We start from the raw sequence: 16544 nt of genomic DNA, 5'->3' as shown, positions 1-16544 counted from the left end.
TGGTCAAGAAACATCCAGACAGAATTAGACTTATTTTAAATTTATATACTATATACAGTATACAAAATATATATAAACACATTATATAGGGTATTTAGGAACGTGTTTTTTATTTTGCAATTGGCTTTTACTATAAATCGGACTAAGCTTGAAATAAAAAAGGGCTTATAGCTATGTTTTTTATAGTCTATCTATAAAGAAGAGTTAAACTTGGGGAAACTAACAGAAAGTAACAGACAATTGCATAGTGTTGGAAAAATTTAAACACCTTCAAGATAATACCCTATTTATGAGAGAGATCGGGAATAATCTTGGAGGTGTTGTAGATTAATCACACTGATTCGCTATATATAAAATTTCTCTGAGTGGAAGTACCGCCAAGTAAGGGCTGTGGGAAAGCATCCCTGGCCATACTCGTGATGCCTCGCTCGAACTAACTATGACTTTCAGAGGATGATATTAAGAGTGGTAAAGGTTAGTAGAAAAATCTGGCGTTGGCGTAATCCTCGCCAGGTGGCATGGAAAGTTGCAACATATGGTTCATATGGTTTGTAGGACGCCTATTAATTGTCTCTTACTTGTCTGAGAAGTCTTATTTTAGCTAAAAAAATCATGTCCGTAGTAAGTGCAGCACAACAAAAATGTTGATGGCTACACAGCCTTACATTGAATTTGATAATTGACGTTCATTTGAGCAAAATGTTAGAATCACATACAATTCAGACAAGCGTAGTGATCAATGGAGACTTGTCTTTTTTTGATGCTTTTTGAACATTGGGGGGATATTCATGTTGATTTCAAGAGTGATCAACAATAATGTGATCACGGCGATGAATGAAGACAACAAGGAATTGGTGATTATGGGTTTAGGGATTGCTTTTCAAAAGAAAAAAGGCGACACCGTTGATAAGTCCAAAATTGAAAAAGTATTTAGCCTTGAGAATAAGGAACTTACCGATAGACTAAAGACGTTATTAAACAAAATATCGTTGGAGGTTATGTCGCTTACAGAAGATATTATTAACTATGCTATGCAGAAAACGAATCGAAAACTGAATGAAAGCATATATATTTCGCTTCCCGATCATATTAATTTTACAATCGAACGTCATCAACAAGGGATAGATATTCATAATGCACTCCTTTGGGAAATAAAACGATTCTATAGATTGGAATTTGGAATCGGCATGGAAGCTCTGTCCATAATTAAAGAGCGTCTTGGTGTGGAACTCCCTGAAGATGAGGCTGGCTTTATTGCCCTCCATATCGTTAATGCTCAAATGAACGAAAATGTACCTGAAGCGGCAAATATCACAAGATTAATTAAGGAAATCCTAAACATTGTTCAATATACATTCAGAATTGATTTGGATGAAGAATCGCTTAACTATTTCAGATTCGTAACTCATCTCAAATTTTTTTCCCAGCGGATGTTTAATAAAATTATGACGGAAAGTAAAGATGAGGAATTGCTAAATATTGTGAAAGAAAAGTATAAGCCATCTTATGAATGTGCCTGGAAAATCAAAGAATACATCAAGCTAAGCTATGATTATCTCTTAAACAAGGACGAATTACTCTATTTGACGATCCATATTGAAAGAGTGGTCAACAGGAGTTGAGATCTTTACACCTGATGTAAGCGTTGACAGATTCCAAAGTACGTGCTAAATTATGTTCATATTCACAAACCGAATAATTCTTTAGGATAAGTAGGATTGTAACTGCTTCGAGCAGGCAAGACCTAAATTCTAACGAACTTACGACTACCGCGGGGCGTAAGTTGGTTGAATTTGGGTCTTTTTTTGTTTCCGTTTTTCATTAAAATCCCGGGGGGATCAGCATGAGCAATCAGAAAATTGCACGAGAAATACTGCCTTTATTAGGTGGAGAAGAAAACGTAAAAGATGTAACTCACTGTGTAACTCGATTGCGTCTTACCCTTAAAGACAATGAGAAAGCAGACAAAGCTGGTATTCAGGCTATACAGGGTGTTATGGGAGCGACAGTCAATGGGGGGCAATTTCAAATTATTGTTGGGGATAAGGTATCCGATGTTCACAGCGAATTTATAAAATTACTGGGTAACCGTCAAGTTGCGGATGATAGTAGTTCTGCATCAGGTTCGAAAGGCTTCAAAGGGATTCTCAATTCCTTCTTTAATGTCATCTCAAGTATTTTTGCTCCAATCATTCCAGCAATCATCGGGGCGGGATTACTTAAAGGGATTATCACATTACTCTCATCTTTTGAACTCGTATCTTTGGAAAGTAGCACATATAAGTTGCTATCTGTATTCGCTGATGCGGCTTTTTATTTCTTGCCTATCCTTCTTGCTTTTAGTACGGCGAAAAAGTTTAATGCTAACCAATATGTCGCTGGGGCGATTGCGGGTGTTTTGATTCATCCTAACTTAGGTGCTCTTTTGAACGGTGAATCACCTGTCACCCTAGTTGGCATCCCGATTACTTCAGTCATATACGCATCGTCTGTATTACCCATTATTCTGGGCGTGTGGTTTATGTCTTATGTGGAAAAGGTTTTAAAACGTATCATTCCTAAGGTTCTTCAGTCTATCTTTTTGCCACTGCTTACATTGTTGATTGTTTCTTCTATCATTCTTATTGCGCTTGGACCTGCTGGTACACTCATAGGAAATGGAATCGCCGTCGGATTTATTTCACTATACATGAACTATGGATGGCTAGCGGGGCTTCTTCTCGGAGGATTTTATCCGCTGATTGTCATCACAGGTATGCATTACGGGTTCTTGCCAGTCATGTTCCAATCCCTTTCTAAGTATGGTGTTGACTATATAATGGGGATTGCAGTTGCAGCCAATTCGGGTCAGGCAGGGGCGACTCTTGCGGTATATTTGAAAACCAAAAACAAAGAATTCAAGGCTGTAGCTGGAACAGCAGCACTGAATGCCATTATCGGGATTACCGAACCTGCTCTTTACGGTGTAACCGTTAAGTTAAAAAAACCGTTGATCGCAGCTGCCATTGCTGGAGGCCTGGGCAGTGCAGTAATGGGATGGTTTAAAGTTGGTGCCACGGGAATTGGTACCGGGCCGATTGCAGGGTTACCATTTTTCTTCGGTTCCACATTCCTGTATTTCTTGATCGGCTGTGCAGTTAGTTTTGTTGTTGGTTTTGTTCTGACACTCATTATTGGATTCGAAGATATTCCAGAGAGAAAAGAAGCTGTAGCCGTCTCTTCGAATAATACAATTACAGGGACGATAGAGAGTGATCCTAGAGCACCCGTAACGGTACAATTTAATAATCCAGATCGTGTTCAACCTATTCTTAGTCCTATTCATGGAGAAGTGGTAGAACTCTCGCAAGTCAGTGATCCTGCCTTTGCAGCTGGTATGATGGGCAAAGGAATTGCAATTAGACCCACTACAGGAAGAGCGGTGTCACCTGTGAAAGGTACGGTCGCGACTGTTTTCAAGAAGAAACACGCCATTGTTGTTGTGGCTGACAGTGGAGCAGAAATATTGATTCATATTGGCATAGATACCGTTAAACTGAATGGTCAACATTTTGAGACTCACGTTGAAGTAGGTCAACATGTTGAGGCTGGCGATCTGTTGGTTGAGTTCGACATAGAACAGATTAAAAAAGCTGGCTATGACACGGTAACTCCTATTATTGTAGCTAATTATAATGACTATGTCGATGTTAATGCAGAATCAATCGGAAGTATTGATGAAAAAGATCCTTTAATGAAGGTAATCGGATAAAGAAAATTTGGAGGGTGAAAAACAATGGATTTTACAAAAAAATCGGTGAATGAAATTAAAACGTCGGGGGATTTATTCCCCCCTGACTTTCTCTGGGGCGGAGCCGTGGCTGCGAATCAGATCGAAGGTGCATATCTGGAGGATGGTAAGGGATTATCTGTCTCAGATGTGTTGTCGGACGGAATATTCGGTCAGATCCTGGATAAGCCTGATGGTGAATATCTCAAACACCAGGCCATTGATTTTTACCATCGTTACCCCGAGGATATCGCATTGTTCGCAGAAATGGGGTTCCGAACACTAAGAACTTCTATAGCGTGGACCCGGATTTTTCCGAATGGAGATGAAGCCATTCCTAACGAAGCAGGTCTGGAATTTTATGATCGGTTATTTGATGAACTGCTCAAATACGGAATTCAACCATTAGTTACACTTTCTCATTATGAAATGCCTCTTGGACTCGTCCATAAGTACGGTGGCTGGTCTAATCGAGAAGTGATTACTCTTTTTGAACGTTTTTCGAGAGTTGTTTTCGATCGGTATGGGGACAAAGTAAAGTATTGGCTGACATTCAACGAAATTAATATGATGCTTCATGGTCCTTTTATTGCAGGAGGAATTTATCCTGATCAGGCAACTGAGCAAGTAACTTATCAGGCTATCCATCACCAATTCGTTGCAAGTGCTTTAGCAGTGAAGGCTTGTCATGAAATTATTCCCGATGCTCAGATCGGGTGCATGATAGCGGGTGGCCCAATGTATCCTCTTACACCTAAACCAGAGGATGTGTTGGAAGCCATGCGTAAAGACAGGGAGAATTTCTTCTTTGCAGATGTGCAAGTCAAAGGTAAATATCCTGGGTATATACTGCGTTATTTCAGAGAATCCAATATTGATCTCGATATCACAGAAGAGGATCTGAAGACACTTAAACACACGGTCGATTTCATTTCTTTTAGCTATTACATGAGTTACTGTGCAACGACAGATCCTGAACTTAATGAGCAATCCAGAGGCAATATTATGAGCGCGGTTAAAAATCCGTACCTTTCAGCTTCCGAGTGGGGTTGGTCAATCGATCCAAAGGGATTGCGCTACACGTTAAATCAGTTCTATGACAGATATGAAAAACCTTTGTTTATTGTCGAGAATGGCCTAGGCGCAATAGATGTCCCGAATGAGAAGGGGATTGTTGAGGATTCCTATCGGATTGATTATATCCGCGAGCATCTTGTGCAAGTCGCAGAAGCGATTCAAGATGGAGTCGAGGTCATGGGATACACTAGTTGGGGATGCATAGACATCGTAAGCAACTCCACCGGAGAGATGCGTAAACGTTATGGCTTTATTTATGTCGATCGTCACGATGATTTATCGGGAACTTTTGAGAGAACACGAAAGAAGAGTTTCAATTGGTACAAAGAAGTCATCGCTACCAATGGAAAAATCATTACAGAGTAGAGGTAAAACAGCCGAAACATGTTCCATAACGAATGGAGGTGTTTCGGCTGTTTCAAATTTAATGTTATGAACATGAATTTAGAGGACTTGCCGAGGGATAACAGGCAAACTAATCATGGTCTCAGTATCTATAAATTTTAGTGTATCTTCATCCACTAACAAACCTTGCGGCGAAACCCAAGCTGCCTCTGCTACGGCTGCATTTTCGAAGATGTATAACGAAACAGCTCATAGGGTGCTTCGTCGGGGACGTAGGCTCCATCTCCCTTCCCCGGTTTTCGAGTAGGATGCTGCCGATAAGAAATAAGCCCCGGAAGGAAGCTTGGTAGCAAGAGCTCCATGAGTGAATTCATAATGATAGCGAAACTCTTCAAGTGACATCCCTGGTTTTCTTCGGAACACAAACATGATGCTATGTCCTTTTTCAGGATATACATTTAACTCTTTTATACTTTCCATTATGGTTTAGCCTCCTCGAGTTAGTTTATTTAACATATGGTTATTATAGCAATGGAAATGAACATCCTAATAGTGTCTTAATCTAGAGTTTTATGGTGCAAATCAAGTTTTGTTTGGAATGTGTACTGTTTCACGTTATGTTTTATTCCATAAAACTATTCGTATACTTCGAGCATAAAAGGGGGAAGGAACTCATGGGTGTTCTTCTTATACAAATAGACGAGAATGATTTCATGGAAGTGAAGGAGCTGATCACAAGGAATTATGCAGGAGCTAAAGTCATTACTGTGAATCAGTTGCATGGGGATACGGATTGGCTTCTAAGTATGACAGAAATACCTGATCTTTTGGATAGACTTATCAATACAGCTGGGGAACCTGCGGTGCAACGCGTTTTACATTATATAAACTGTCACTTTAGAAGATCATTAACGTTGGAGGAGGTATCTTCTGAAGTCCATTTGAATCCAGTCTATTTCAGTCAGTGGTTTAAGCAGAAGACCGATTGTGGGTTTAAAGAATACATTACACATATTAGACTTCAGGAGGTACGACACTGGCTGCTAAATAGCGATCACACCATCAACTGGATCGCTGAGTATGTGGGGTATCAGGACACAGCACATCTATCTAAACTATTCCGCAAACATTTTGGTTTGGCTCCAGGGATGTATAGACAAAAGATAAGAAATGAACGCCAAGCATCAAGATAGTCCATTTTCAAAAAAGTATTTGAGGAAAAGGGTCGCCAAGCTCAGGATTCGGCATGGGTCCTCTAACATATTTCATTAAGCATATAGGTGTTCAAGGAAAATAAAGTATTCTTTGGGGGTCTAATTAAGAAGAAGGACGATTAGTAACTATGCAGAATTGTGATACCTCATTTTTCATACTCGTTGAGAACATCGTGTAATACATGATGTTCTCAAATAACTTGTTTTCGCTAATCTTTAAGTTAAAGAACGGGTTATCTCGCTTATGAAGGGTACACCTGATTCCTTTTAAACAATCCCCATACCTGTTCGGCCATGTATTTCGGTGAATGTGGCATGTTATTTATAATCCACCATTCGATTACCCCAATGAATGCAAAGGCCATAAATTGCGTTATCAATAGCTTGTCATACCCCTTATTAAGGTCCTCCATATTGACTTGGTCTTTTATGTTCCCCGTCACGATCTCTAACATATGCTCCCGAAATGCAGGGATTCCTTTATTCGAAAGCATGGAAGCGAAAAACGTATGGTTCTGCTCAAAGTATTGAAAAACAGGTAACAAAGAATGAATAAAATCAACCTTTTCCTGATTTGGATCGGTTGAGATGCAAACGGAGATCATTCTGCTCAAATGCTCATCGATGCATTGGTTAAGAAGATCGTATTTATCGGTGTAGTGAAAATAAATGGTTCCCCTGTTAACATTCGCTCGATCCGCAATCTCATTAATAGTTATTTCTTCAAAATCCTTCTCCGAGATCAAACCTATAAATGCATTAAATATGGCTGCCTTTGTTTTTAGGATTCTACGATCGATTTTAACTCCCATAATGTATAGCCTCCAGAAGATATTTAACAAATTATTCGAATCCGTTGAATATAAAACAAAAATCACTTTTTTAGCGATTGAAGAAATCAACATAATCCATATAATAATAACCAACGGACGTTATATATTCAACAAAAGTTCGATAAAGTTTTGCTGTAACCTAAATGTTCATTGGGTCAAAAGAGCAATCTAACAATAAAATATCGAGGTGATCGACTAATGAACATAACGCTTTTTGGTGGTAGTGGTGCAATTGGGAAAATTTTGACTGAGGTAGCAATTCAAAACGGGGATAACGTTACCCTTTATGCTAGAAATGCGGGGAAAATTGGACAGAAACATGAGAAGCTAAATGTTGTCGAGGGTCAATTATCTAATCAAGACTTGGTGGAACAAGCACTGTCGAATGCCGATGTCATCATTAGCACATTGGGACCCGCACTTGATACGTCCAGAAAATTAAAAGGTACCCCTGTTGCGGATGGTCATGAGGTTATTGTAAATGCGATGAGAAAGTTAAATAAGAAACGACTCATTACACTTGCTACTCCAACCTTGAAATCTGATAAGGATCGGAATTCGATTGCCACAATTGTACCGGGAATTATGGCCAAGATGATGTTTCCGAATGGTTATTACGAAATGAAAAAGCTTGAGGAAATCATCAAGCGATCTTCTTTAGACTGGACAGTAGTTCGGATTATTAATCCAAATGTAAGGCATAAGGAAAACGTTCATTATGCTTACTCGCTAGGCGATCAGCCAGCCAAAATGGGGGTATCCCGAGAAAATATCGCTAAATTTATGTATCATGCAGCTTCCGAGCCATCCTTAATTCATCAAATGCCGATTGTATACAACAGTTGAGAAAGGATTCCATCTGTTTATCAAGTGAAGGGAGAGGAACGAAATGAAAGTAGAGATTTGGTCGGATATTGGCTGCCCATTTTGTTATATCGGAAAACAGCGTTTTGAGGACGGGTTGGGGCTGTTTGCATCCAAAGATAAAGTGAATGTGGAGTACCGGAGCTTCCAGCTAGATCCTTATGCCGAGAAATACCCAGCTTACGACGTACACGACTTGTATGTTTCAAAGCATGGTGGCAGCAGAGAAGAAGCCAAGGCCATGCATAAACAATTTGCCCAACAAGCGAAGGGTGATGGAGTGGATTTTCAATTTGACCGAATAATCCCTACTCATTCGCTCGATGCGCATCGATTGATCAAGTTTGCGGGTACCTATGGCAAGAGTGCGGAAGTGTTGGAGCTTCTGTATAAAGCATATTTCACAGATTCCAAGCATATCGGCGACGCGGGCACACTGGCTGACATAGCGGCGGAAGCCGGTATGGATCGCGAGAAAACGCTCAACGTGCTGGAAAGCACGCAATATGTGGATGAAGTTCGTGCAGATGGGCGTGAAGCAAGCAGCCTTGGAGCTACAGGTGTACCTTTCTTTGTCATCAACCGCAAATATGCGATTTCAGGCGCACAATCAAGTGAAGTGTTTCTGGAGGCGCTGCAAAAAGTATGGGACGAGGAACATCCGCTGATGACGTTAGATACGACTCTAAACCAAGAATCAGGCAATATTTGCGAGGATGGTTATTGTACGCCAAAAAACAGCTGACGGAGGCGCCATTAAAGTAATCGTAAAACAGCGGCAGTCTAGGACTTTATTTTCTCGTCCATAGCTACCGCTGTTTCTTTTATTGGAGCTCTTTGGGTTTTAATGCTTGGCGAATCAGTTGATTGAATTGACTCATATGGTGATCAAAACTGAAATGTTCGTCAGTGGCTGTACGTGCAATAAGGCCGTCAATCAGCGCATACAACCAGAGAGAAAGGGTCTCCACATCATATTCTGGATCTACTTGTTTTTCATGAATAGCACTTGTAAGCAGATTTTTGAATGATTCACGCATGATGATATCACTTTGATTGAAGACATGTCGCACGCCCTTATTGCGTGAAGCTTCAGCCAAAATTTCGATCCATAATCTCTGGTCCATAGGATATACGGGATTACTGACACAACTAGTTATAATCGTCAAAATCTGTCCGAGAGGATCTTTTTCGGTTTCTTTAAATTCCATTTTGGCCAAGGCATGGCGCTGTTCTTCTTCCACCAGTGCAATAATAAATGCATCTTTACTTGGAAAGTGGCGGTACAGATTCCCTGCACTCATTCCTGCTTCTTTTGCAATTTCGACAATGCCTGTTTTGTGAAATCCATTGCGTGAAAAACATCGAACAGCAGCCTCGATGAGCAAGCGTCTGCTATCGTCTTTTTGTTTCATTCGTTTCGATTTAGGCGGTTCAGAGTTATTCATTGTACTTCAAATGTACAGGGATACCTTCTTGGCTCTTATCCCTGTAACCTCCTTGTTTCGCGAAATAATGTACATCCATCATACCATGTACATTACCATAGTCTGCATTTGGATTAAAGTGTATTAAAGACTGGACGCTCTTTATTATCAATATCTCCAAGCAGAGGTAAACGAGACAGCATGTTCGCCAAGAAATAAGAGTCCCAAGGGAAATGTTCAGTGATCCCTAGACCGACTACATCATAGGATTTGGCTACATCTTGCAAAACTCGGATAATGGTTTCCATACTTGATCCTTGTGGGAAGCTCTTGGTGTATTCTTCGTATGTTCCCGGATAAGCAACCAGAAGAGAACGGAATTCTTTCATATCCAGAACATCCAGATCAAAATGAATAATAATCTTGGACGGTTTTTTCTCAGCTAGCCATTGGAGCACTTTAGAACTATCCTGCTTAATTTCATCGGGACCTACAATATCTAATTTCATATTTTTCATGGGCTCTGAGTGAAGAGCATCGATCATGTCGTTCAATCCTACATATAGGATTTGTTCAGGTTTAAAAAGATGGGGCACCTCTGCAACAAATTCCTGATCACCTACCCCAAGCAAATTGGCAAGAACATGAGCATGATGATTTTCAAAGTCTTCAGGGATCGAGACATCAGGGTGAGCATCTACCCATAACAGAGCAACATCTCCATCATATTTCTCATTCAAATAAGAAAAAGGAGCAAGTTCTACACTGCAATCCCCTCCAAGGACAACGATACGTTCAGGGTTATGTTTATGAATTAGACTTTTGGCTGATCTAGCTTGTTGCAATACGGTACTTTTGGCAATTATACCTTGTTCTTTTTCTACATTAGGGTTCAGATCGACGGGTACTTCTTCAAAAGGACCATTAGACTTGGGAGCAAGCCAGTTTAACAAGTGAGCTCCCAGAACGTAAGGAGGGTTGTTCCCTCCTTGCCATTGAGGGAATAACAAACGCAGTGTACGGCTTGTATCCATTTCATTCATAAGATATTTCTCCTTTTATTTAAGTTAGTGATCGTTCATTCACTGAAAATGATACAAGATTACTTTTTATATTGCAAACCCTAAATAACAGGGAATGCCTATTTGAAATTATGCTGATTATACAATGACAATCATTGAGCTTATAAAAGGCAGGCGTTGATGACGGCCATTGCACAGAATGTGAAGAAAATGGCCCGACACCTACATGTCTTTTGTGGCTTAGAAATAGGCTTTCTCAACTTAAAAATTATTCCACATTGGTTGATGATTTTTTGTGACGTTTAATGGGTGAACCAGAGTTATCTTTAATAAATTTTCCACTAAACAGCTTTGTGAAAAATATCTTTCATGATACAGTGGAAAAACGGTGTAGTTTTACCGCCGCCATTTATTTGAAAAGTGGAATTAAATGGAATTATGTACGATAATAAGTAAGCATTTTAAAAACTTTCTTGAATTAAACTGAGGTGCTCAATGAATCGAATTTTACTGGTTGAAGATGATGATAATTTGGTGTTCGGTATTGAATATACTTTAACAAGTGAAGGATATGGCGTTGTTCTTGCGGGTAGCTTGGAAGAAGCCAGAAAGGCATTAAAGACAGACGACGTCGATTTAATTTTGTTGGATATAAATTTACCTGATGGTTCAGGGTATGACCTGTGTAGGGAAATCCGTGCATTATCCCAGGTTCCCATCATTTTTTTGACAGCTTTGGATGAGGAGACAAATGTTGTTGCTGGTCTTGATTTGGGAGCAGATGATTATATGACCAAACCGCTCCGTACCAAAGAACTTCTCTCTAGAATGAAAGCCGTATTAAGGCGCAATCATAAGCCCAAGGATGAACCGAATAGATGGATATCCGACGATATTGAAGTTCGAGTTCTAGAAGGAATTGTTCTTAAAAACAATCAGGAACTTTTATTGACGGGGCTGGAATATCGATTGCTATTGATGTTAATGACTCACCCCAAGCAAATTTGCAGCAGAAGTATCATCCTTAACAGTCTGTGGGATATGTCAGGAGAATTCATTGATAACAACACCCTTTCAGTTCATATCAGAAGGTTAAGAGAGAAGATCGAGGATGTTCCTGCAGTACCGAGATACATCATTACCGTTCGAGGAGTCGGATATAAATGGAATGCAGATATTGTAGGGAGATAAACCATGAATGAATTCGTCCGTAATCCAGAGTGGAAGTCTATTACTGTTAAAGCGATCGTATTACAAGTTATGTTAGCGGTAATCATATTCTTTTATATGAGTTATCAAGTCAGTCAGATCAATAAGGCCGTGGTTAATCAAAATGCTGCATTGATTGGTTATGTTTTGAAGCAAGCTCCTCAACTAGAAAATGAAATTATCCACTTTATCACTCAGGGTGCACAAGAAAATGAAATCGTAGAGGGAAAACGCAGCCTGGCTCAATATGCATATAAGGAAGATATGCCCGTAAACGATCAACCTGTACTCTCGGATAACGCCTTACCCATGAAAACGGCGGCTCAGGTTTTGCTTTATAGTATTCCATTACTGCTGTTATTGGGATGGGAATACCGCAAAATATTTAACAAGATTCGAACCATAACCTTTGCAGCGGAGCAAGTTGTTGAACATCAGTTTGATCAACCGCTTCCGGAGAATGATGAAGGAGACTTTGGCGCATTAGGACGAAACTTTAACGCGATGGCCGAAAGGTTACACAACAGTCTTCGGCAACTCCAACAAGAGAAAATGTTTCTACGCAACTTGCTTTCCGATATTTCGCATCAGCTCAAAACGCCACTAGCAATCCTCATCGTTTTTAATGAAAATTTGCTAAATGATCCTCATATGAAAGAAGAAATGAGAACGAAATTTCTGGATCGAGGCCGTCAACAACTAGAGCGAATGGAATGGCTGATTATCAGTTTGCTGAAGCTGGCACGGGTCGAAGCCGGAGCAATAACGTTCCTGATAGAACGCGTTCGAGTAAGAGAAATGATCGATCATGCTGTACATTCGTTGCGAATGTTATCCGAGCAAAGGAAGCAGAAGATTCACATTCATGGTGGAGAAGATATGTATGTTTGGGCGGATGAAGAATGGCTAACAGAAGCCTTGATTAACTTGATTAAAAATGCACTGGAACATACGCCACTAGAGGGAGGAATTGATGTTATTTTAGAAAAAAATTCATTATTCCAGACAGTAATCATTCGAGATCAAGGAGAAGGCATTTCCCCAGAAGATTTGCCTCACATTTTTGAACGATTCTATAGAGGGAGAAGAACGACAAAGCCGCAAAGTCTTGGCATTGGCTTGTCTTTATCCAAGTCCATTATTGAAGAGCAAGGCGGTATGATCACCGTTGTAAGTCAGTTAGGGCTAGGAACAGAATTTAGAGTTTCGTTTAATAAATGGGATAGTGGAGGAAGCTTACAATAACGTAAGCTTCCTCTTCACTTTATTGTAAGCTTCGATCTTTATAATAACAAACATACAAAGTGAAACATTAGCTCAGGAGGTAAACAGGTGGAAATACTAAAAACTATTAATTTGTGTAAAACCTATGGAAGTGCAGAGGCAAAGGTTGAAGCTTTAAAAAATGTCAATTTCTCTGTTCAACATGGAGAATTTGTTGCCATCGTAGGAGCCAGTGGATCAGGAAAAAGTACCTTAATGCATCTTCTAGGTGGAGTGGACCGCCCGGCTAGTGGACAGGTCATCATCGATGGTACGGATCTTTACTCCAGAAGTGAAGAGGAGCTCGCTGTATTCCGAAGACGGAAAATTGGATTTATTTTTCAATCATACAATCTGATCCCGGTCCTATCTACAGAGGAAAATATCAAGTTACCGATGCTATTAGAGAACAAAAGGGTAGATGAAAATTATGTTCAGGAATTAATGGGTATATTAGGTCTGACCGAGCGGAGACATCATCTTCCATCCGAATTGTCAGGCGGACAACAGCAAAGAACGGCGATTGGCCGTGCGTTAATTAATAAACCGTCAATTATCTTGGCGGATGAACCTACCGGAAATCTGGATAGTAAAAACAGCAGGGATATTATGGACTTACTTATGTTTTCAGTTAAAAAATATAATCAGACGTTAATCATGATCACGCACGATTTGAATATTGCTAAAATCGCAGATCGAGTCGTAAGAATCGAAGACGGAGTCCTTCTACAGGCAAATGAGGTGAGTGAAAGTTGAAAAGCTACACAGATCTTACTGGAAAATATTTAAAGGGACAGAAAAAAAGATCGATGCTTACAATCTTAGGTATAATCTTGTCGGTTACACTGTTTACTTCCATTGGAACAATCGGGATGAGCTATTGGGATAAGTCAGTCAGACAAACCATGCAGGACTTCGGAGATTACCACGTCTCTTTCAATGGTATTTCAGGAGAAGCAATCCCGAAAGTCAAAAACAATGCAGCCGTAAAAAGTGCCGGCGTCATCAGTAGAGAAGGATATGCTGTCCTTAGGGAAACAAAAGAGAAGGAAAAGAAGGAAGATCCGTTTGCCGCACCCTACCGGTACTTGAATGTCAAGGGATATAATGCGAATGCAATGAACATGCTTCAGTCACAGCTAGACTCGGGCAGGTACCCGGAAAATTCGAATGAAATTATCCTTTCATCTTCGAGTCTGAGTTATTTTTTAAAAAAACCAAAGCTTGGCGAAACAATTACGCTAAACCTTGGAATCCGGAAGGTGGCGTCAACTGGTGAAGACAAAAAGATTAACGGACTTGGCGATTATGGTTGGGATCTTGACGAAGCCTTCCAAGCTCAATCCCAAAGAGAATATACTGTTGTAGGCTTTATGAAGCCGTCAAGCAAAGAGAATTGGTCTTCCGGATACATCTTTCCTGCAATTACTTTCAATGATAACAAGAGTATCGATAACTACAAAAATTACTTTATTTACGTCAAAATGAAATCTTTGAAGAACATCAAAGAAAAGACGGAAGCCTTGAGGTCCTCTTTACAGCTGAGTAATGTCGAACAAGGTTCCGCTATGCAACTGGATAGGGATAACTTTATTGAAAATGTAAGAATTGAGTACAATAATGAACTGCTTAAATTGTATGGAAAAAGCATTTATGAAGGTGTGAATAACAGCTTAATCCTAACTTTCGCTGCTGTCATTGCGATTATAATGATTTGTACGATTGCAATGATTTATAATATTTTTCATATTTCTGTACTGGAGCGGATCTCACAATTCGGTATGTTAAGATGCATTGGAGCTACACCAGCCCAAATTCGCAAAATTGTGATGCAAGAAGCAACCCTGATAAGCTTGATCGGCATACCCATCGGGATTCTCACAGGAACCCTTTTTATGAAGGTATTGTTTTACAATATCAGCTTGTTAACGTTAGGTTTCTTAAATGATATGAGAATGGTCATTTCCCTACCGATTCTAATCTCTGCCGGTTTATTGGGCTTGCTGAGCGTATACCTTTCCGCTATTGGACCAGCAAAACAAGCAGCTCGCGTATATCCTCTTGAAGCGCTGAAAAATGCGGGAAGCTCGAAGGTTGAAAATATCACAAAGGTCAAAAAGTCTCTGTTTGTTAAAAAGCTGTTTGGCGTCGTAGGGCAATTCGCCAGCAGAAACTTGCAACGGAACAAGAAACGTTTCCGGATTACAGCCTTTTCCATGATTATTAGTATTATTTTATTTATTGTCTTTAGTGGTTTGGTTGATTTCATGCATCAAATAACACAGCTCTCGGGTGCGCAGTATTCTTATTCGCTTTCCTATGATGGTCCTTCAAGTCGAATAGACGATACTGTGTATCGGGATGTTTCTAAGCTTGATGCTGTTCAACAAGCCTACAAATTTTACAGTAATCAAGTAGATGCAATCATCCCTAAGGATAAGATCAATCCCATATATTATGGATTTCATAAGGATCGATACATCGTTGCCGAAGGGGAAGGGTATCGAACAGATAATAATTTCCTTGTGTCCTACGGAGACAATGGCTTGGATGCTCTGCAATCCAAACTCACGGCCGGGAAGATTGACAAAGAGAAAATGAACCAAGAGAATGGCGTTATCGTCCTACAAAAAATAATGATGATGACAGAAGAAGGCAAACGACTAATTCTCGATCAAACCCAATTTAAGGTTGGAGATCACATCAAAATCCGAACAATTGACGGAAATCATAATGAATATCAAACCGTGACTGTGGTCGGAATTGTCGATCAAGATTTGTTATCGAAGAAATATAGTACAGGTCAAGATCTTTCATTTATTACGACGCCGAAAGTATACTCCAAGATTATGGGTAGCGACACTTATTCCAGAATATTTATCCTCGCTAATCCCGATATATCAAATCATCCTATAACGGACTATCTTAAATCATTAACTGATAAAAACGCTGGTTTTAACTACCATGATCGAGTGGCAGAGGTCGCTCAAGCTAAAAACGATGCAAAGACTTTTAGTATCTTGCTTTACGCTTTTATCGGTGTCATTGTTCTAATTGCTTTCTTGAACATTGTAAATACAGTAAGTACGAATCTAATTCTTCGTACGAAAGAATTTGCAACCCTCAAGGCCATCGGCATGACCCAGAAGGAAGTGAGAAAAATGATTATTTTAGAAGGCGTATTTTATGGACTATTTGCCGCCGTGATCGGAATTATCCTAGGGACGACGCTGAATTATGGAATACAAGTTCTCTTTGCGAGTGCTTTGGATGCAGATTGGGTGTTCCCGTGGTACAGTATCGGCATCGCTTTCGCAGGTTCGATGATTACGACGATCGTCGCAACGATTGGGCCGATGTACAGGTTGAATAAAGTTAGTATCGTAGATGCTCTCCGGAGTGAGAACTAGGATCGGTTGGTTAAAAAGTGTAACACAAAGCCAGCTAAAAATAATGAATTTAAAACAGGCACCCTTTAATCATATGGGGTGCCTGTTAAATCGTTCTTTAAATATTTCAGT

Annotated in this window: 14 protein-coding genes; 10 read left to right on the top strand and 4 right to left on the bottom strand. The window is 39.9% G+C overall.

Going from position 1 to position 16544, the window contains the following annotated elements:
* Window positions 1-788: 788 nt before the first annotated feature.
* The 3 genes from licT (at window position 789) to MKX59_RS14760 (ending at window position 5212) form a co-directional block, all read left to right on the top strand.
* Window positions 789-1622, top strand: coding sequence for a BglG family transcription antiterminator LicT (gene licT, locus MKX59_RS14770; RefSeq protein ID WP_023988677.1), 834 nt, complete (start codon window positions 789-791; stop codon window positions 1620-1622).
* Between the two features lie 221 nt (window positions 1623-1843).
* Window positions 1844-3751: a beta-glucoside-specific PTS transporter subunit IIABC gene (locus MKX59_RS14765; RefSeq protein ID WP_053325476.1), complete on the top strand. Its 1908-nt coding sequence runs from the start codon at window positions 1844-1846 to the stop codon at window positions 3749-3751.
* 24 nt (window positions 3752-3775) lie between these two features.
* Complete coding sequence (locus MKX59_RS14760; RefSeq protein WP_048481502.1) at window positions 3776-5212, top strand: glycoside hydrolase family 1 protein; 1437 nt, start codon at window positions 3776-3778, stop codon at window positions 5210-5212.
* Between the two features lie 228 nt (window positions 5213-5440).
* Here the strand turns inward: MKX59_RS14760 and MKX59_RS14755 are convergent, their stop codons facing one another.
* Window positions 5441-5671, bottom strand: coding sequence for an EthD domain-containing protein (locus MKX59_RS14755; RefSeq protein ID WP_340858503.1), 231 nt, complete (start codon window positions 5669-5671; stop codon window positions 5441-5443).
* Between the two features lie 194 nt (window positions 5672-5865).
* Between MKX59_RS14755 and MKX59_RS14750 the strand changes: the two genes are divergently transcribed.
* Window positions 5866-6384, top strand: coding sequence for a helix-turn-helix transcriptional regulator (locus tag MKX59_RS14750; RefSeq protein WP_340858502.1), 519 nt, complete (start codon window positions 5866-5868; stop codon window positions 6382-6384).
* Window positions 6385-6647: 263 nt separating this feature from the next.
* Here MKX59_RS14750 and MKX59_RS14745 read toward each other — a convergent pair whose 3' ends face one another.
* Window positions 6648-7217 (bottom strand): TetR/AcrR family transcriptional regulator, encoded by a 570-nt coding sequence (locus tag MKX59_RS14745; protein ID WP_316243714.1) that lies wholly within the window; start codon window positions 7215-7217, stop codon window positions 6648-6650.
* A 219-nt stretch (window positions 7218-7436) separates the two neighbouring features.
* Between MKX59_RS14745 and MKX59_RS14740 the strand changes: the two genes are divergently transcribed.
* Together MKX59_RS14740 and MKX59_RS14735 are read left to right on the top strand one after the other, a co-directional pair.
* Window positions 7437-8084: an NAD(P)-dependent oxidoreductase gene (locus tag MKX59_RS14740; protein WP_076265081.1), complete on the top strand. Its 648-nt coding sequence runs from the start codon at window positions 7437-7439 to the stop codon at window positions 8082-8084.
* A 43-nt stretch (window positions 8085-8127) separates the two neighbouring features.
* Complete coding sequence (locus MKX59_RS14735) at window positions 8128-8847, top strand: DsbA family oxidoreductase (RefSeq protein ID WP_076160389.1); 720 nt, start codon at window positions 8128-8130, stop codon at window positions 8845-8847.
* A gap of 79 nt (window positions 8848-8926) precedes the next feature.
* On the opposite strand, the gene MKX59_RS14730 is transcribed toward MKX59_RS14735, so the two are convergent.
* Complete coding sequence (locus tag MKX59_RS14730) at window positions 8927-9550, bottom strand: TetR/AcrR family transcriptional regulator (protein ID WP_023988685.1); 624 nt, start codon at window positions 9548-9550, stop codon at window positions 8927-8929.
* Window positions 9551-9663: 113 nt separating this feature from the next.
* Window positions 9664-10572: an arginase family protein gene (locus tag MKX59_RS14725; RefSeq protein ID WP_034095032.1), complete on the bottom strand. Its 909-nt coding sequence runs from the start codon at window positions 10570-10572 to the stop codon at window positions 9664-9666.
* Between the two features lie 474 nt (window positions 10573-11046).
* Between MKX59_RS14725 and MKX59_RS14720 the strand changes: the two genes are divergently transcribed.
* From MKX59_RS14720 to MKX59_RS14705, 4 genes are all read left to right on the top strand, one after another.
* Window positions 11047-11742, top strand: a complete 696-nt coding sequence (locus MKX59_RS14720; protein ID WP_023988687.1) for a response regulator transcription factor — start codon at window positions 11047-11049, stop codon at window positions 11740-11742.
* A 3-nt stretch (window positions 11743-11745) separates the two neighbouring features.
* Window positions 11746-13005 (top strand): HAMP domain-containing sensor histidine kinase, encoded by a 1260-nt coding sequence (locus MKX59_RS14715; RefSeq protein WP_023988688.1) that lies wholly within the window; start codon window positions 11746-11748, stop codon window positions 13003-13005.
* Window positions 13006-13092: 87 nt separating this feature from the next.
* Complete coding sequence (locus MKX59_RS14710; RefSeq protein WP_028541247.1) at window positions 13093-13779, top strand: ABC transporter ATP-binding protein; 687 nt, start codon at window positions 13093-13095, stop codon at window positions 13777-13779.
* Window positions 13776-16433: an FtsX-like permease family protein gene (locus tag MKX59_RS14705; RefSeq protein WP_340858501.1), complete on the top strand. Its 2658-nt coding sequence runs from the start codon at window positions 13776-13778 to the stop codon at window positions 16431-16433. The genes MKX59_RS14710 and MKX59_RS14705 overlap by 4 nt, the downstream gene beginning before the upstream one ends.
* Window positions 16434-16544 lie beyond the last annotated feature (111 nt).

It is taken from the genome of Paenibacillus sp. FSL R7-0340, from assembly GCF_038002205.1.
Classification (GTDB): domain Bacteria; phylum Bacillota; class Bacilli; order Paenibacillales; family Paenibacillaceae; genus Paenibacillus; species Paenibacillus polymyxa_B.
This window is presented reverse-complemented; position numbering and strand designations above follow the sequence as displayed.